Source organism: Zavarzinella formosa DSM 19928, from assembly GCF_000255705.1.
Classification (GTDB): domain Bacteria; phylum Planctomycetota; class Planctomycetia; order Gemmatales; family Gemmataceae; genus Zavarzinella; species Zavarzinella formosa.
On the sequence record NZ_JH636439.1, the window covers coordinates 772,128 to 790,396 of the forward strand.

The 18,269-nt window shown below is 57.5% G+C and carries 13 protein-coding genes; 6 read left to right on the top strand and 7 right to left on the bottom strand.

Annotated elements, in window-relative coordinates; genetic code table 11:
• Nucleotides 1-133: 133 nt before the first annotated feature.
• Entirely contained in the window at nucleotides 134-2,239 is a 2,106-nt protein-coding gene (locus BGIM_RS0104150) for an SMP-30/gluconolactonase/LRE family protein (protein ID WP_157368600.1), read from the bottom strand.
• A gap of 133 nt (nucleotides 2,240-2,372) precedes the next feature.
• Entirely contained in the window at nucleotides 2,373-3,635 is a 1,263-nt protein-coding gene (locus tag BGIM_RS0104155) for a hypothetical protein (RefSeq protein WP_157368601.1), read from the bottom strand.
• A 153-nt stretch (nucleotides 3,636-3,788) separates the two neighbouring features.
• Between BGIM_RS0104155 and BGIM_RS0104160 the strand changes: the two genes are divergently transcribed.
• Nucleotides 3,789-4,757, top strand: a complete 969-nt coding sequence (locus BGIM_RS0104160; protein ID WP_020468539.1) for a 2-hydroxyacid dehydrogenase — start codon at nucleotides 3,789-3,791, stop codon at nucleotides 4,755-4,757.
• A 54-nt stretch (nucleotides 4,758-4,811) separates the two neighbouring features.
• Here BGIM_RS0104160 and BGIM_RS0104165 read toward each other — a convergent pair whose 3' ends face one another.
• On the bottom strand, nucleotides 4,812-6,272 hold the full coding sequence (locus tag BGIM_RS0104165; RefSeq protein ID WP_020468540.1) for a Dyp-type peroxidase: 1,461 nt from the start codon (nucleotides 6,270-6,272) through the stop codon (nucleotides 4,812-4,814).
• A gap of 25 nt (nucleotides 6,273-6,297) precedes the next feature.
• Nucleotides 6,298-7,557 carry a hypothetical protein gene (locus tag BGIM_RS0104170; RefSeq protein WP_157368602.1) on the bottom strand — a complete coding sequence of 420 codons (1,260 nt, stop codon included), beginning with the start codon at nucleotides 7,555-7,557 and terminating at the stop codon, nucleotides 6,298-6,300.
• Nucleotides 7,558-7,989: 432 nt separating this feature from the next.
• Here BGIM_RS0104170 and treZ point away from each other — a divergent pair, with 432 nt between their 5' ends.
• Both treZ and BGIM_RS0104185 read left to right on the top strand, forming a co-directional pair.
• Complete coding sequence (gene treZ / locus BGIM_RS0104180) at nucleotides 7,990-9,852, top strand: malto-oligosyltrehalose trehalohydrolase (protein WP_020468543.1); 1,863 nt, start codon at nucleotides 7,990-7,992, stop codon at nucleotides 9,850-9,852.
• On the top strand, nucleotides 9,849-11,084 hold the full coding sequence (locus tag BGIM_RS0104185) for a trehalase family glycosidase (RefSeq protein WP_020468544.1): 1,236 nt from the start codon (nucleotides 9,849-9,851) through the stop codon (nucleotides 11,082-11,084). The genes treZ and BGIM_RS0104185 overlap by 4 nt, the downstream gene beginning before the upstream one ends.
• A 10-nt stretch (nucleotides 11,085-11,094) precedes the next feature.
• Here BGIM_RS0104185 and BGIM_RS0104190 read toward each other — a convergent pair whose 3' ends face one another.
• Nucleotides 11,095-11,340, bottom strand: a complete 246-nt coding sequence (locus BGIM_RS0104190) for a hypothetical protein (RefSeq protein WP_020468545.1) — start codon at nucleotides 11,338-11,340, stop codon at nucleotides 11,095-11,097.
• 334 nt (nucleotides 11,341-11,674) lie between these two features.
• On the opposite strand from BGIM_RS0104190, the gene BGIM_RS0104195 reads away from it, so the two are divergent.
• Complete coding sequence (locus BGIM_RS0104195; RefSeq protein WP_020468546.1) at nucleotides 11,675-11,860, top strand: hypothetical protein; 186 nt, start codon at nucleotides 11,675-11,677, stop codon at nucleotides 11,858-11,860.
• Between the two features lie 15 nt (nucleotides 11,861-11,875).
• On the opposite strand, the gene BGIM_RS0104200 is transcribed toward BGIM_RS0104195, so the two are convergent.
• Together BGIM_RS0104200 and BGIM_RS0104205 are read right to left on the bottom strand one after the other, a co-directional pair.
• Entirely contained in the window at nucleotides 11,876-12,283 is a 408-nt protein-coding gene (locus BGIM_RS0104200) for a response regulator (RefSeq protein WP_020468547.1), read from the bottom strand.
• Nucleotides 12,284-12,572: 289 nt separating this feature from the next.
• A complete protein-coding gene (locus tag BGIM_RS0104205; protein ID WP_040888067.1) occupies nucleotides 12,573-14,237 on the bottom strand; it encodes a CocE/NonD family hydrolase in 1,665 nt (554 codons plus the stop codon).
• 194 nt (nucleotides 14,238-14,431) lie between these two features.
• Between BGIM_RS0104205 and BGIM_RS0104210 the strand changes: the two genes are divergently transcribed.
• Together BGIM_RS0104210 and BGIM_RS0104215 are read left to right on the top strand one after the other, a co-directional pair.
• Nucleotides 14,432-16,771 carry a PSD1 and planctomycete cytochrome C domain-containing protein gene (locus tag BGIM_RS0104210; RefSeq protein WP_020468549.1) on the top strand — a complete coding sequence of 780 codons (2,340 nt, stop codon included), beginning with the start codon at nucleotides 14,432-14,434 and terminating at the stop codon, nucleotides 16,769-16,771.
• 14 nt (nucleotides 16,772-16,785) lie between these two features.
• A complete protein-coding gene (locus BGIM_RS0104215; RefSeq protein ID WP_020468550.1) occupies nucleotides 16,786-18,186 on the top strand; it encodes a DUF1501 domain-containing protein in 1,401 nt (466 codons plus the stop codon).
• The last annotated feature ends 83 nt before the right edge of the window (nucleotides 18,187-18,269 follow it).

The window sequence follows — 18,269 nt, forward strand, 5'->3', positions numbered from 1 at the left end:
GCGATTTGGCAAGGCGAAGCTAGGGGTTCGGGGTAACAAACGGAAATGATGGCAAAATGGATAAAAAGATCAGCAATCTGAAAAGTGTTCGAGCGACAACGATGCTGTCACTCGAATGAATGCCAACAGATTGTCACGATCCCGCAAAAGTGATCTCGGTCCCCGGCAACAGAATTTTCAGCTTCTCCCGTCCGGCCGGGGTGAACTTGCCGTGCAGGTGAAGTTTGACAAGTCCCTTTAAGTTGCCAAGTGTTTCCACACAGGCATCGGTGATCTTGGGGGATTGCAAGGAGAGTTCTTCGAGAGTGGTCATCTTGGCAATGGCCTTCAAACCCTCGTCGTCAAACACGCCGATGACAAGCATGAGATTTTTCAACGCCGGGAGTTTGGCGATTTGTTCGAGCGTGGCATTGCTCGCGCCTCGGTCGTAGATGTCGAGTTGTTCGAGTTGTTTTAACTGAGGCAGAAACGAGAATCCTGCTTCCGTGGTTTCGGGGCCGTGAACATGCAGTTGCCGAAGGTTCGTCAATCCGGCCAGATGTTTCAACCCGGCGTCCGTCACCTTCGTGTGAACGACTTCAAGCCGCTTCAGGCTCGTCAGTTTGCCGATGGCTTCCAATCCGGCGTCGCTGGCCGGGGAGGAGTGCAGGTTGATTGACACCAGTTGTTTCATCCCGCCGAGATGTTGAAACCCCGAGCCGGTGACTTTGCTAGCGCAGACCGTGATTCGCTGCATTTTCGTCAGCCCGGCGAGATGCTCGAACCCCTCGTCACCAACGGCCGTCAGGCACACGTTGAGCCGTTCAAGGTTGGTCAGTCCCTTGAGGTGAACAAGGCCGGAACTGGTGACGGCGGTGCCGGAAAGTTGCAAGTTCCGCAGTTCGGTTTGCCCGGCCAACTGTTTCAGCCAATCGTCGGTGACGCGGTCGCCGGGCTTTTTCGGCGTCGGCACCTTATGGCCGTCCGTGTTTTCGTTGAGATCGATTTCGACGATCCGAGAGAACATCGAAAGGGCTTCATCACCGGTGATTTCCCGCAACCAGTCGGGGGCAAAGACTTCGCGAGTGGCTTTCCCGACAAGACGTCTGATTTCATCAAGCAGTTTTCCTTCGGCGGCCTGACGGGTCAACGCCGGTTTCAATTCGGCCGAGAGAAAGGTAGCGAGCTTTGTCTGCAACTGTTTGTCACGGAACGCGAAGTTCTCGATGGCCGGGTCTTTTTCAACCTGTCTTTTCAGGTATCGTTTGACAAGTTCTGCATCCGGATGCGGTTTCATCGGGACAAGATTTAACATGCGGGTGATTGCCATCGGCTTGCCGGGATGACCCGCAAAACCTTTGACACCGACTTTGGCGTGGAACACTCCCGGAGGTTCGCCGGTGGTGCAGAAAATCTCATCGTGATCCGGGCCACCGAAGGTGATGTTGCTCACCACTTTGGCGGGGACCGGCAAATACGCGAGCACTTTTCCTTCCGGACTCAACACGGTGATCCGGCCCTTGCCGGTTTCCGGTCGGTGGAAGTCGGCCACCCAAAGGTTGCCTTCGGCGTCGAACACGCAACCATCGCCGCCGGAACCGCCGAGATCGTAAAAGAGTTCCGGCTTGCCGAGCGTTTTGTTATCGGCCGGAAGGGCGTAACGCAGGATCTTCTTTGTCTGCGATTCGATCACGTAAAGGAACTTGCTGGCGGGATCGACATCCAATCCGTTCGGGAAAGCCAGACCGCCGCCGATGAGATCGGCTTTGCCATCGGGCCGCACACGGTAGATGTTCCCCACGGGATTGGTTGGCGTCGAACCTTCGGGATCACTCCAGTAGATATTGCCCTTCGCGTCCACCGTGAGGTCGTTGAGACCGCGAAGCGGCTGGCCGTTCACTTGATCGACAATCACGCCCGCCTTGCCCTCCGGGGAGACGTCAAGGATCGCCTTGCTCATGTTATCCGCAACCAACAGATGCCCGTCTCCTTTCAGGACCGTGCCGGCTGGATTGATTTCCAAATACCGATGGAACTTCTTTTGAGCATCCACGCGAAGCAACGCTCCGCTGCAAAAGAAGACCTCGCCTTTCCTCCACGTCGGTCCCTCGGAATAGCCATAGGCATCCGAATAATGGTCGAACTTCACGTCGGCGAGAAGTTTGGCCAGATCGCCGGTTGGTTCGGCCCCGAACGCGGGGATAATAAGCGTTACAAACAACAAGGTGGCAGTGGAAAAGTGAGAGCAAGCGCGCGGCATGATGGCGGCGACCTCTTGGGGGTGTGATGGAATTGAAATAGAGAATTGCCCGGCGGATTCAGGATTTGTGAACGAACAAGAGCCTTGCCGCATGAACGGCAAGGCTCTTGGAATTGAACGATAGATACTTCAATCAATCGGGAATATAGCTGGCCGGGGTGACCATCGGTCGCGGAGCCGGCGATGAACTCAGACCGGTCGTGCCGATTTGGTAGACCATCTTCTCGGCCGTCATCTCGCTCCACGACTTGCCGCGTTTGGTCTTGAGGTGGATGTTCCCCTTCATCAGCACTTCGCCGGTGCCGGAGAGAATCGTGAGGTGTTCGCAGGTTCCCTCAATGCCAGGGGCTGTGAACTTCACATGGCCAATCGCCGAGACCCCGGCCAAGGTCGAGGGGCGGCCGTCTTGCGGGGCCGACATTTCGATCTTCTCGCCGTAGACCTTCAGCAAGATTTCTTCGCTGGAGGTGTTGCGAATCTCGAAACGGGGCTTGCCGTCCCCCATGCGAAGGGTCATCTTCAAACGGGCGGCTGCCGGGGCGGGGGTCGTTTCCACCGGTTTGGACGGAACCAATTTCACGGAGTCGGGAGGCAACGGAGCCGGGACCGGCTTGCTTACTTCGTTCAGCGGGGGCAACGGATTGGCCGCCGGAGGCGTCAGAACCACCGGCGGCGGGAGCGGGGCTTCCACTTTCGGCGGGAGCGGGGTAACCGGCGGCGCAATCGTCGGCTTGGGGGCTTCCGGTTTCTTGGTCTCCGGCAATGGCGGGGGGGCCGTTTCCGGGGCCTTCGGTGCGCTCGGCAGCTTGATGTCGAAGCTTTCTTCGGCTTCCAATATGGGAAACTTCGGGGTCGTCATATCCGGTTTGCCGACGGCCGGTTTCGGCTCGTCTTTCTTCAGCGCATCCGGCTTTGAAACCGGTTCTTTCTTGGTGTCGGCCTCGGCTTTCACCGGGACGATTTCCGGCGGCAAGTCGGGCAGGTCCACCGGGACGAACACCGGATCTTTGCTTCCTGTTTTCAGGGTGGAAGCCGGCTTTGGCGGCGGAGCTTCCTCGTGCGGCAAAGCCTTGCCGGTGGCCGGAGCGGGAATGTCCAAATCCGGCGCCGGAACCACTTGCTTCACGGGTAAGGCCGGGGCGGGCACACTCGGCAGGTCCAGTTCAAACTCGATGGCCGGAGGCGGGGTCTTCGCCGGTTCGGTGGTCAGTTCTTTGAGCGGGGCCTTCACAGGGCCGCTCGGCGTGTCCGAACCGGCCGCGGGGGTGGCTGGTTTGACAGTGATGGCCGGGGGGGCGTCTTTGGGGGATTCCTTCTTGTCCGTGGCAAATACCGCCAGTCCGCCAACCCCAAGGGTCAGCGTGCAGGCCGCCACCTTCCAACGATTCATACTCATGGCATCTTCTCCATTCCAAGACGGATTTTCCATGTCCGCCGACGAAGGGATAACATCTCCCGAAACCCGTGTCGATGCCAACTCGCCACGACTGCCTCAACGGGGTAGAATCACCCTGCTTGTTCCCCTTGACAGCTCTCCGAAAGTTGACCAATGTCCGCGAAACCCCGCGTCTTTGTGGCCCGGCGCATCCCCGATCTCGGCCTGGATATGATTGCCCCGCATTGCGACATGGAAGTTTGGCCGGAACTTCTCCCCCCGTCGCCGTCCGTTCTGAAGGAAAAGGTGAATGGTTGCGTCGGTCTCGTCTCCCTGTTGACGGATCGCATCGATGGCCCGCTCATGGATGCCGCCCCCGGTTTGAAGATCATCAGCAACTTCGCCGTGGGTGTGAACAACATCGACATCCCGGCGGCCACAGCCCGGAACATCAAGATCGGCAACACCCCCGGCGTTCTCACCGAGGCGACCGCCGATATCGCCGTCACCCTGCTGTTGGCGGCCACCCGGCGGTTGTGGGACAGTGCCATTGATGCCAGGGAAGGGCGTTGGTTCACTTGGGACCCGCGCGGCTGGCTTGGTCAGGATCTCAGCGGCCGGACATTGGGCATCGTCGGCATGGGCCGCATCGGGCTGGCAACCGCCCGACGGCTACATCACGGCTGGGGCATGAAGGTGCTTTATTCCGCCCGCTCGCCCAAACCAGAAGCGGAAAAGGAACTGAAAGCCACCCGCGTGGAGATGGACACGTTGCTGGCCGAGAGCGATTTTGTCTCCGTTCACACCGACCTGAACGCAGACACCAAGGGCCTCTTTGGGGCCGCCCAATTCGCCAAGATGAAGCCGACGGCGGTGTTTGTGAACACCTCGCGCGGTCCCGTCGTCGATCAGGCGGCGTTGGCGAAAGCCCTGCGGGAGAAGACGATTTTCGCCGCCGGTCTGGACGTGACCGACCCCGAGCCGCTACCCAAGGAACATGAGTTGTACACGCTACCCAATTGCGTGATCGCGCCGCACATCGCCAGCGCCACCGTGGACACCAGGAATGCAATGGCCCGTATCTGTGCCGAGAACCTGATCGCCGGGCTGACAGGTCGGCCGCTGACGGCGAGTGTTAATTAAGGCGTTTGAATGTCTCGCCGTGTCATCGGTTCGGATCGTTAATAGGTCGCCCGGTCATTTGTCCGGTAACTCACACAAATATTGCATCGCCGACAGGCTTGGCAGAAAGAAGTATCCACCGCCCAAAGTGGTCACGAATTGGGGCATCCCGCTTAGCCGGAGGCGAACGGGGTCTTGCGGGATGGTCATGCTCGGCGGGATTTCCGCCGAAACTTTGGGAGCGGTGATCGGATCGGGACTCTCGTAAAGACGCGAGAATTTTCCATCATTCAACCACGTCTGCTGCACAAACTCGAACTGTTTGCGGATGCTCGCCTGAAGCGTGATGAAGAACAATCCCCGTGATTTGCCATCATCAATGGCCGGATCGACCGGGCGTTCCCCGAAGGTTCGGCCGCGACGCAACAAACGGTGCCGTCTGACCGTTACTCGTGATTGGACAGAGCCTTCGTCCAAACTGTCGCGTGGATTGGATCGGCGGATGTGGGCGGCGATCGGGCATTTCAAACCGTCGGAATCAATTGGCTGTTTCCCGTCGCCGACGTATTCAAAATTATTGTCTCCCTCCATGCCGGGGTCCGTTTGCGGATATCGAACCAATGGCGCGCCGCTTGGCCACCGCCCCACGCATTTGGCGGCCAGCCATCCGGCGGTGACCGACCCGCCATGAGAGGCCGCCTCTTTTTGAAAGTAATGATGGAAGCCCGCCACATCCTGTCTTAATTTTCGGATAACCAGATAACTGCCGAACTTCCCGAAATCGAAATGCCCGCCGTTGACCGTCGGAGAATAGGAATAAGTTCCGTATTCATCCGGGCAGCCTAGCAAAAACTCGCCGGGGTTGATGGCCGATGGTTTCGTCGCCCCGCCGATTCCGTCGATGTCGGGCTGGGACAAACCGTCACGGAAGCCGAAATGTTCCCTCTCGTCTTCAAAAATCCGGGACTTCTCCGAGGCGATTTGGCTCACGGCCCCGCTGTCGATGGCCGGGGTGATCCAGCGAGCCCGAAGGTTCTCCAGTTCTGTTTCGTCTTTTGCGTATAGCAAAACGACCAGATCCAGCGTGGGTTGTTTGGGATTGCCGTATTCCCAATGATGCGGGTCGTTGGTTCCCACATCGCCAAGGACATTCGCTCGGATTGCTTCTCCCATCGAGTTTTTCGGGGCGCCTTCGTCGTCGGTGCCGCAAAACTCCGGGGGAAAATTGGCGTATAGTTCGCACCGGGAAATGCCCAGTTTGACCAGACCCGGCGCGCCGATGGCCACATTGAGGGCCGTGCTTGAAACAGGGACGTCGGCCTTGGCCTTCTCCTCCCGAGAACGGGCATCCTCGATTGGCAGAGTTTTCAACCAGCGTTTTGTTTCATGTCGATTTTTGATGTGGAGAAACTCGAAACTCGAGAATCGCAAGCGTGAATAGCCAAACGCAACAAGTCCTTGGATGTCGGCGAGATCAAGCGTCATGGATGCCTCGGTAAGAATGGTCGCCTTGTGATTGCGAGTGAAAATCAGCATTTGCCCTTCGGCACGACCCTCAACATCAAAACCGCCGCAACCATTCACGCGCTTCGGCCTCGCTCGGGGTTCGCCGGAGTTCGCGGCAGATCGCGTCGTTGTTCAGGATGTTTTTGACATTGAGGCTTTGATGCCAGCTATGCCAGAAATCGGTTCGTATCTGGTATTTGCGAGTCCAGTGCAGGAAGCGGTGGCCGTCCCGCGAACCGCCGCCAACCAGCCAGCGGGTTTCGGGAAACTCAAGTGAGTTGCTCCACACGGCCGTCAGGCCGACGCTGGCCTGATCGATAAAGTCCCCGAGGTAGTTTTCCCAACTGCCGTCGTAGTTGCTCATGAAAAGCAACCGGCCGTCGGGCAGGATGACCCACCGGGCGAAATGGATGTTGGAAAGCGATCCCAGCCGGCCGTGGGTAAAGAGAGTTCGTGCCGCAATGTCGAGGATCAGAAAGACCAGTTTCAACAGCCAATGCCGGAACCAACCCGGCTTGATCGGGACCATGTGCGTCATCTGGTTTTGAGTGATGTTGGGACTGTCTTCAATCTCGCGTACATCTTTGGAGGGCACCACCGGCTTGTCTTCGATGGGCCGGTCAATCTTCTCGCGGAATCGCAAATAGGGCAACATGATGAGCAGGAGAATCCCCTGCGGGATCGCCCATAACAATCGAGGTAGGTTTTTGAACAGATTGGGCCAGAACCGTTCAGGAAATGTTTCCTCGGCCTGCAAGCCCGCCTGTTTCAATTCCCGGACCACCGCCCCGTGAATTTGCACGGCGGTTTGCCCGGCGAAGTTCGGGCGTTCGTCGTCGAGAAACTTTTCCACATGACGTTGAATTTTGTCTTGTTCGTCGATCATGGCCCGCGTCAGATGCGGGTAGCCGGTGTGCAACGCGCTGTAAGGACGCATCCGTTGCCGGAGGAAATCAAGTATTTGATCGTCGCTTCCCTGTTCGGGGAAATCCACGCAGTGGGCATACACGGTTGTGAACCAGAGCCGATTTTTCGCCAGGCAATCCCGAAGATAGTCCTCGGTCAAGCCATCGAAATTGCTCTCGAAGACAAGAAATTCCGGACTTGGCGGAGCTTCCGGACCCGATTGGTAGGAGGGAAGCACCACCCATCGGAGAAAATGCGTGGTCTCAAAGGTGGCCAGCATGAGGGGCGTTGAATGCGCGGAATTCGCGGTGATTGAATGATTATTTGGATCATCCACAAACAAACGACGAAGCAACTCGCCTTGTTTTGGCTTCACCTCGGCCAGAATGGAAATGACAGAGTGAACCATTTCACTGTCTCTTTTGTGAGTCGTCCGAGAATTGTCGAGTCTGACGGGACTGTTGTAGCGGGTCAATCGGCTTGAAAGTAGGCCGGTTCGAGTGATTGAGATTTTTGGTTGAGGGAGCGATTGACGGCGATCTTGGGAAACTGTCGGGGCAAATGTGGCAAAAATCTGGCGGTCATCGGTCTCGGAAAACGGCATCACATTTGCTTTGTTGAACCCTTGGCGAAGGTTCGATGCGAACATGTTGACTCCAACATTTGATGCTTCGTGGTGTGGTGATTGAAGCGATTGTTTTCGTAGCGGAGGGTGATTTTCATTCCAATAATTTCCACTTTTCATCCACGCCGAGGCCTATTGATCTGAAATCAAGCCGGGCACTGATGTTCTCCGTCCAAGACCGCAAAAATGTATTTGAGTGATTAAGGGATATTCCACATGGCAGAAGATTCTCCCGTTCCCCGACGTTATCCCATTGGGGCCGAGGTCATTCCTGATCGTGGCGTTCACTTGCGTGTGTGGGCGCCGGCTCGCTCAACCGTGGAAGCGGTTTTCGAGGGTGGGACGACGATTCCGCTGAATCCGGAGGCCGGGGGATATTATTCCGGTTGGTGCGAGGGGGTTACCGCCGACTCGCTTTATCGTTTCCGGTTGGATGGCGGGCCGATCCTGTTTCCCGACCCGGCCTCTCGATGTCAACCGGATGGCCCGCATGGGCCAAGCCAGGTTGTCGGACCGTCATCCTTTCGATGGGATGATTCCGACTGGACGGGGCTGACCGAAACAGGCCAGGTTCTTTATGAACTGCACTTGGGCACTTTCACCCCCGGCGGGACATGGAAATCGGCGGCCGAGCGGTTGCCGGAACTGGCCGATTTGGGCATCACGGCCGTGGAAGTCATGCCGGTCGCTGATTTTCCCGGCGCCTTCGGTTGGGGCTATGACGGGGTCAGCTTGTTCGCACCCGCCCATCAATATGGTCCGCCCGATGACATGCGAATGTTCATCAACACCGCCCACAAGCTCGGCCTCGGCGTCATCCTTGACGTGGTGTACAACCACTTCGGACCCGATGGGAATTACATCCGCGAGTTTGCCCCTGCTTTTCTCAGTGACCGCCATATGACCGAGTGGGGCGATCCGTTTAATTTCGACGGCCCCCAAAGCGGACCGGTGCGGGAATTCTTCATCGCCAACGCGGCCTATTGGATTCGTGAATTTCACCTCGACGGTCTTCGGCTCGACGCGACCCAAGCCATCATCGACGATTCTCCGGTCCACATTCTGACGGAAATCGGCCGGGCCGTGCGGGAGGCGGCGGGAACTCGCTCCGTGTTCATCATGGCTGAAAACGAACCACAGGAAGCCGATTTGGTTCGGCCGATTGAGAAGGGGGGCAGCGGGCTTGATGCCCTCTGGAATGACGATTTGCACCATGCCATCCGTGTTGCCCTGACCGGCAAAAACGAGGGGTATTACACCGATTATCTCGGCACCCCGCAGGAACTCATTAGCGCAACGAAATGGGGCTTTCTCTATCAGGGCCAGCAATTTAGCTACAGTCGTCAACGGCGGGGCCGGCCGGCGTTTGATATTCCCCGGCACAAGTTTGTCACCTTTATCGAGAATCATGATCAGGTGTCGAATTCCGGCCGGGGATTGCGGGTTCATCAACTCACCAGCCCGTCTCGTTACCGGGCAATGACGGCATTCTTCCTCCTCGGACCGGGAACACCGATGCTCTTCCAAGGGCAGGAATACGGCAGCACCAAGCCCTTCCTTTATTTCGCGGATCATCATCCGGACCTGGCCGCCTTGGTGATGCGCGGCCGCCGGGAATCCATGCGGCGATTCCGAAGCCAGGCCACCCCGGATGGTCAACGGTTGTTTAGCGACCCGGCCGCCCCGGAGACATTCAATGTCTGCAAACTTGATCCGGCCGAACGGGCCAACCGGGGAGAGTGGATTGCCTTGCACAAGGATTTGTTGACTTTGCGCAAAAACGATCCTGCCTTCCGAACACCCACTCTGGATGGAGCGGTGTTGGGAATGTCCGCCTTCGTGATTCGTTATTTTGTGCCCGAAGGAGAAGACCGCCTGTTGGTGGTGAATCTCGGCAGGGACTTGCATTTGGAACCGGCCCCGGAACCGTTGCTCGCGCCACCGGTGCAGGGAACCCACTGGCATCCCATCTGGTCAAGCGAAGAGGCGAGGTACGGCGGCCACGGCACCGCGCCGCTCGACACCGAAGAAAGCTGGCGGATTCCCGGCGAGGCGGCCGTGCTGCTGGGCGCCAAATGAGCAACGACATATCCTCTCCCCGAACCACCCCGAACATATCAACATACATTGATTCGTTCTGGGAGCGGCTGATCCGTCATCAACCGACCGACACGGGAACCCTGATCGGTGTGCCGAGGGCTTATCTGGTGCCTAGCGCCGACGCCCATCGGCCGCTTTTTCAGGAACTGTATTACTGGGATAGTTTCTTCATGGCCCTCGGCCTTGTCGGCACCTCTCGCGAGTGGCTGATTCTCGACATTGTTGAGAACATGGCCCATCTGATCGAGCGGTTCGGCTTCATCCCCAATGGAACGAGGTATTACTTTACCTCCCGTAGCCAGCCGCCATTTTTCACCCGGATGGTTGATCTCGCCTTGACCGTCCTGAAGGCAAGGAGCGACCCGGGCACGACGGAGTTTCTGAAGCGGATGACAAATCTCGCCGTGCGGGAACATGAGGGTTGCTGGCTGGGGGAAAAGCATCCGCACGAGCGGCGCAAGTATCGGGGGTTGTCGCGCTATCACGACATCAACTACAGCCATTTTCTGGCATCATGTGAAAGCGGTTGGGATCATTCGCCCAGATGCGACGGAGCCAACCCACTGGCGGAGGCCGGGCGCTGGCTCGACTTCCTGCCCGTGTGTCTCAACAGCATTTTGCATGTGCGCGAAACAGACCTGGCCGCCTGGCATGCGGAATTAGGAAATTCTTCCGGAGCTGAGTTTTGGAAAGGGTCTGCGGAAGAACGGGCGAATGTGATGTCCGAGCTTTTCTGGAGTCCGGAGGAGGAATTCTTCCTCGATTTTGACTGGAAGGCCGAGCGACGCGACCCGTTGCCAAGCCTCGCCGGTTTCTACCCCCTCTGGGCCGGTTGGGCCACGAAGGATCAGGCGGCGAAGATCGTCGGCCGTTGGTTACCGAAGTTTCTGCAACCCGGTGGCATGGTGACCACCTTGGAGCCATGCGCCAGCCGTCAGTGGGCTTTCCCCAATGGCTGGGCGCCGTTGCAATGGATTGTCGCCGCTGGGCTGGACCGATTTGGTTATGCGAAGGAGGCCAACGAGATTCGTCGACGCTGGTGCGAGACATGCCGTCGGGAATTTGCCCTGCGAGGCACGCTTTCAGAAAAGTACAACGTGGTCGAACCGGAGGATCATGCCGAGGAAGGGCTATACGGCATGGTCGAGGGCTTCGGCTGGACCAATGCCGTTTATGTGGATTTCATGCGAAAACTGGATGGCGGCGGTTGAATACCACACTTCAAACAGCGGCGGGAGCGTGCATCACTTCGCGGATATCCGAAACCAAGTCTTCCACCGGTCTCAAACAATCGTCATACATGCCCGGAATCTGTTCTCCATCGACCAAGATGGTGAACTCATCCAACGACCCGTCGATCCGCACCACCAACACATGTCGATCTTTTTTGAAGGCGGTAAACAATCGCTCAACATGTTCGTTAATGGTTGGGCAAACGGGGCACCGCCGGATGATGACGTAAGTCATTTGACACTCCCTGAATTGGGTTCCCGACGCAGAATCGCCGGGAAGAATGGAATGATCTTTTGCAAGGCCCGCGCCAAACCGTGAGAAATCACTCACATTTCATCTTTGGCAGGTAAAAACAGGCGATTCCACTCAAAATTGTTCGGAATCGCCTGAAGACTTGAGCCCCGTCTGCTTACTGTGCAATTTTGACTGGTCAATTCCAACACACATACTCTGGTGAAATTGCACATCTTGGAGAAATGCCCATGAATTCACGGGTGTTCAACTTCCGGTATGGAAAATGCTGAGATCCAGCCATCAAACATGAAATGATTTAAAATTGGGATGCGATATGAAATCCGAACTCTCCCCGCCCCAAGCCAATGATGCTTTCGAGGGCAAGAACAAGAAGGCCGCCGACACATCGGTTCACGTGCGGGAAATCCTCTTGGAACTGGCCTATCGGCTGCACGCCACCAAAGTGGTGCGACGACCGCCGCAATCCGGTGACACCAATCCGATGATTCCCCGGCGTTGATCGACCCGGCCACCCTCAGACGACCGTGTTTCTGGCGATATTGACCAATTCCTCGGGGTCGGCCGGTTTGACCAAATATTGGGAGAAACCGGCGGCCTCTGTCCGCAGCACATATCCCAAACTGCTCATGGCGGTGAGCGCGATGAGCGTCATTGGCCGTGTGCCGGCCTGTTCTCGCAGGTGAACGGCCAGTTCATCTCCTTCCATTCCCGGCATATTCAAATCAAGGAAACAAAGGTCCGGTTGGAAGTCTTTGGCCAGTCGCACAGCAGAGTGGCCGTCGTAGCAGGGCCGGGCGTCGAAGCCATAGGCTTTGAACAGGCTGACGCTGGTGTCTGCGATGTCTTGATTGTCGTCCACGCACAAAATGCGGCAAGGACGCCGGTCGGCGGCGGGAGAGACGGCCGATTCCGCGTTGCTCACAGAGGATCTCCGAAAAACGATTCACTTCTCAAATGTATAGGCAAAGAAGGAATCTGGGCGGGGAACAAGTTCCCGGGAGCAGGCACGGAGGGGAAATGCCAGCCGAATGGTGAGGTTATCCGAAAAACTCCACATTATTATAGACGCATCTGACGCCGCGACTGTTCGGTTTCGAGGATTGGAAATACCCTCTTTCCAATCGCCGGGGCTTGGAACATTTGAGCTCAAAAGAAGTTACCATCCTCATGAGCAGAGTGAGGACGGTTTCCAAACGTGGTTCTCGCCAACATCACTTCTGCAAAACTACCGGGGCGATCACCCGCGAGGCGTTCTTCTTGTCAAAGTAAACTGTGTTCTTTGCCACCACCGTCTTCGCGGGTGGTTCGATGGTCAGGGGCTCGCCGGTGTTGGGGTTTGTCTCATAGAACTGCGCCCCGGTGCTGGCGACGGTGATACGGATGCGGTGACCCTTGTTGAAGACCTGGCTGATCCAGCCGACATCGAACGCCACCTTGTAAATCTTACCTTCCTCCATCATCACTTCCTTCTCGTAGCCATCCCGGTATCTGGCCCGGCGAATGTAATCGGCCAGAAGCATCGACCGGCCGTCCGGATAGACATCACACACGCGGACAATGAAATCTGTGTCTTTGGCCGTCGAGGAAACCCACAACTCGGTCTGGATCTTGCCGGTCCATTCGACGGGGGCGGTCAGCACATCCGTGGTGAATGTTTTCACTTCGGCTTGCTTCTCAAAGTCGCGAGCATCCTTGGCGCCAGGGAAGGGAGGACCGGGGATTTTTGCGGGGTTCACTGGGTCGGCGAAAAACGTCGTGGAGGCCGATTCTTCTGTCGGGGCGGTTGTGTTCAGCTTTCCTTCCGGGTGCAAATAGTACGAGGTTTTTTTCGCGGCAATCGGCCAGTCCCTGGCGGTGCGCCATTCGTTGCCGGGAGTCTCTTTTTCGCCGATAGCCCCCATCGCGTAATAACGCACGGTCGGTTCACGCTCCACGCCGTTGTCGATGCCTTTCAAGTAATGGTCGAACCAGCGGATGGCATGTTCATCCAGCGGGAATTTGGCATTCTCCGGGAAGATCATTTCATTGGATTTGTTGGTGTCTTTGAAGCGTCCGTGCAGCCACGGGCCGATCAGCAGTTGCTGTGTTCCTTGCGATTTCGGCCCCCCTTTGTGCTGTCGGCCAATGTAACTGTCCACGGAGCCGACACACATGAAATCGAACCAACTGCCGACCGTGAAACAGGGGACGTTCATTTTGTCAAAGTGGTTGGAGCAATCCTCGGCCGCCCAATAGTCGTCGTAGGTCGGATGGGCGAACCATTCTTGCATGAGCTTCTGGTTATCCAACGGATCACGACAGACCGCCCCCATCCCCTTGAAGCGGATCGGCCGGGTGGCGCCGCCGATCCGGTAGCCTTCGTGATAAAGACTCAGGCCGGTGTCGATCATGTATTGGCAAACCAGGTGCGGCGGTTGCGTGATTGCCAAAAAGTTTTGGGCGAAACCCGCCTGCGAGCTTCCCAGCGTGCCGACTTTCCCGGTGGACCATTCCTGTTTCGCCAGCCATTCGACCGTGTCGTAACCGTCTTTCAATTCGCCCCAGCCAAGCGCCCGGTAACCAACCCATGTTCCCTCGGACTGGTAGGCCCCCCGGAAATTCTCCACGCACACGACATACCCTGGCACGGCCAACTTGGCGAAGGATTTGCGCGTCTCCGCTCCGCGAAGGTCGGCGTATCGTTGTTCGTAGATCACCGGCCACGGGCCTTTGCCCTCGGGAAAATAGAGATAGGCCGATAACTTTTTGCCGTCCCGCATGGGAATCATCACATGCTTCTCGGTGACTTTCCCCAGATCAACCGGCGGCGGATCGGCCGCGATGATCGCCGGAAGGGAACAGAAAATCATCGCCATCGTGAGCAGCAGTTTCGTCATCGGCGCTTCCTGACAAAAGACACGTTGGACCATCACGGCGATGATTGTGCCCGACGTGTCGGCGGGATGCAAGGATGAAGAAGATCAGAAAGTTTCCGGCTCGAACTGGAAAATGGAAAGGGAATCGAGGATAATCTCATCCTCTCCCCGTTGGCTCCCGCCCCGATCCCACCCGCCCACATTCGAGTCCGCGAATGAAGCGATATGCCACTTTGATCTTGATCTGCGGAATCATCCCGTCCGGCTTCGCCGGGGAACCGCCGTTGAAGCCGGAGGATGTCCGCTTTTTTGAAACGCGCATCCGGCCGTTGCTCGCCGACAACTGTTTCTCTTGTCACGGGCCGGAAAAGCAAAAATCCGATCTGCGTCTCGATTCGGCCGAGGCTTTCCGTCGTGGCGGCAGTTCCGGCGAAATGCTCATCAACTCGGCGAAAGCCGAGCAAAGCCTGTTGCTTCAATTGGTGCAACACGCCGACGCGGACAAGCGGATGCCGCCCAAAAAGAAACTCACAGAGAAGCAAATCGCCGATCTGCTTCTCTGGGCGAAAATGGGCGCCCCTTTCCCGCCAAAGACCACGGCCACACCTGGCGAAAAACATTGGGCGTTTCAGCCGATGGTGAACCCGGTGCCGCCAGCGACGAAGGACAATGCTTGGGCCAAATCCCCATTGGATTCGTTCATCCTCGCCAAACTGGAGGCGAAAAACCTCCGGCCCGCCCCGCCAACGGATCGGCGAACCTTGATCCGTCGGGCGACTCTTGACCTCACCGGTATTCCCCCGACTCCGGAGGACGTGGAATCGTTCCTAAAGGAATCGGCCGACAATCCGCAAACGGCTTACGAAAACCTCGTCAATCGTTTGCTGGCTTCCCCCGCTTATGGGGAACGCTGGGGCCGACACTGGCTTGATGTGGCCCGCTATGCCGATTCCAACGGGTTGGACGAGAACATCGCTTTCGGCAATGCCTGGCGTTACCGGGATTATGTGGTTGCCGCCTTCAACAAAGACAAGCCGTTCGATCAGTTCCTGACGGAACAACTCGCCGGGGATTTGCTCCCAACCCCGGATACCGCCACCCGGCACGAGCGATTGATCGCCACCGGCTTTCTCGCTCTTGGGGCGAAAGTGCTGGCCGAGGTGGACGCCAAGAAGATGGAAATGGACATCGTCGATGAGCAGGTGGACACCGTCGGCCGGGCGTTCTTGGGGCTGACGCTTGGCTGTGCCCGCTGCCACAATCACAAATTCGATCCGGTGACCATCGACGATTACTACGGTCTGGCGGGCATCTTCCAAAGCACGAAGACGATGGAGCATTTCAAGAAAGTGGCCCGCTGGTATGAAAACCCGTTGGCCACCCCCGAGGAGATCGCCAAGAAGGCCGAACACGACGAGAAGATTGCCTCCCTGAAAGAAGCCATCAAAGCCATCAAAGAGGCCGTCGAACTCAAGAAACGCAAAGATGAATTGGCCGAGCTTGAAAAGGTGTCTGCCGAACTCCCCACGGCTCTCGGCGTCACCGAAGGAAGCGTGGCGAACACAAAAGTGTTGCTTCGCGGGGATCACCTGACGCCCGGCAAACTCGTCCCCCGGCAATTCCCGGTCGTGCTGGCCGGAGCCAAACAATCGCCGCTTGCGGACAAGGAGAGTGGTCGGTTGGAGTTGGCGAAGTGGCTGACGAAGAAGGACCACCCATTGACGGCCCGAGTAATGGTCAACCGAGTCTGGCGCTGGCATTTCGGCCAGGGATTGGTGCGTTCGACGGATAACTTTGGCTTGATTGGCGAGAAGCCAAGCCATCCCGAATTGCTTGATTGGCTCGCGTTGCGATTCGTCGAAGGCGGTTGGTCGATTAAGGCCCTACATCGGCAAATCATGCTCTCGGCCACTTATCAAATGGGCAGCACGTTCGACGCCAACAGCGCCGAAGCCGATCCGGATAACCGCCTCCACTGGCGGGCCAATGTTCGCCGTCTGGAAGCCGAGGCCATCCGGGATTCCCTCTTGGCAGTCAGCGGCAATCTCGACAAGTCGATGGGCGGGCCATCGCTGCAAAACATCAAGAACCGAGATTATCTGTTCGACCACACCTCGAAGGACAAAACCACCTACGACACCCGGCGGCGGTCGATCTATTTGCCGGTGATCCGCAACAACATCTACGATGTGTTTCAACTTTTCGACGGGACGGATGCCACCGTCATCAACGGCGACCGGGCGACGACCACGGTGGCCACACAAGCCCTGTTCATGATGAACGGGCCGCTGATGGTTGAATCGGCGACGAAACTGACTTCCCGGTTATTGGAAGACAAGACGCTCGATGATGCGGGAAAGGTGCGACAACTTTACTTGACGACCTATGGTCGTCCCCCGACGGATCGGGAAGAAGAACGGGCCAAAAAAGCCATCGCGGGATTTGAGAAAGAGTTGAATGCCGACGAACCGGATGCCGTCAAACGACGGGCCAAGGCGTGGGCCTTCTTCGGGCATGTGCTACTGGCGGCGAACGAATTCATCTACGTGAATTAAACAGGGAGAATCCCATGACCATGTCGCGTCGCCAGTTTTTGAAGCAGTCGGCCCTCGGCTTTGGCTCACTGGCTCTCACGTCGATGCTGACGGAAACGGCCTCGGCGGCCGTCGATCCGTTGGCCCCGAAGAAGCCGCATTTCCCGGCGAGGGCGAAGCGGGTCATCTTCCTGTTCATGAAGGGGGGGCCATCGCACATGGACACGTTCGACCCCAAGCCCCTGCTCACCCGCGATCACGGCAAGCCGTTTCCCGGCAACAAACCCCGCGTGCAATTTGCCGAGACGGGAACCTTGCTTCGCTCGCCGTGGAAGTTCAAAAAATACGGCCAAAGCGGCATCGAGGTGAGCGAATTGTTCCCTAATGTCGCCGAATGTGTGGATGATCTTTGCTTCATCCACTCGATGCACGGAACCAACCCGGCCCACGGCGGGGCGTTGCTGAAATTGCACACCGGCAGCGACAGTTTTGTCCGGCCGAGCATGGGTTCGTGGATCTCCTACGGGTTGGGAACGGAGAACCAAAACCTCCCCGCGTTCGTCACCGTTTGTCCGACGCTCGCCCACGGCGGCGTGAACAACTGGGCATCGGCATTTCTCCCCGCCGCCTGTCAGGGAGTGCCCATTGGGAACGCCAGCGTGCCCGTCGAGCAGGCGAAAATCCGCTACATCCAAAACGCCGGAATCCCGGCCGGTCTTCAACGTCACCAGCTTGATTTGCTGGCCGAGATGAACCGCGACCATCTTAACCGCACCGGCCCCGATCTCTCCCTTGAGGGCCGGATCGATTCATTTGAACTGGCTTTTCGGATGCAGCGTTCCATCCCCGAAGTGGAAGACATCTCCAAGGAAACAGCCGCGACGAAAACCATGTACGGAATCGACGAACCAGTAACCTCAAACTTCGGCCGCCAGTGCCTGCTCGCCCGGCGTTTTGCCGAGCGGGGCGTTCGCTTTGTGCAGGTGACCCACAGCGATTCAATGGTGCAATGGGACCAGCACGGCAATCTCAAAAAGGGACACGAAAAGAACGCCCGCGAAGTGGACAAGCCAATCGCCGGTTTGCTGAAAGACTTGAAATCTCGTGGACTGTTAAAAGACACGCTGGTGATCTGGGGCGGCGAGTTCGGTCGGACCCCGACCGTCGAGGGGGGCGGCAACGACGGCCGCGATCACAACCCGGAAGGCTTCACCATCTGGATGGCCGGCGGCGGCGTCAAACCGGGATTCCGCTACGGCACCACGGACGATTATGGCTGGTATGCCGCCACGGATAAAGTTCATCTCCATGACTTCCACGCGACCCTGTTGCACATTCTGGGCATGGATCACGAAAAACTGACCTATCGCCACGCCGGCCGTGATTTCCGGCTTACGGATGTGGCCGGCAAAGTGGTCACGAAGATTCTGGCGTGATGAAATTGGCTGCCTGCCTTTGCCCGAAATTCGTTGAGTTGAATCGGCCGAACGAGTACATTCAGGAGGTTGACTGCCTTCCC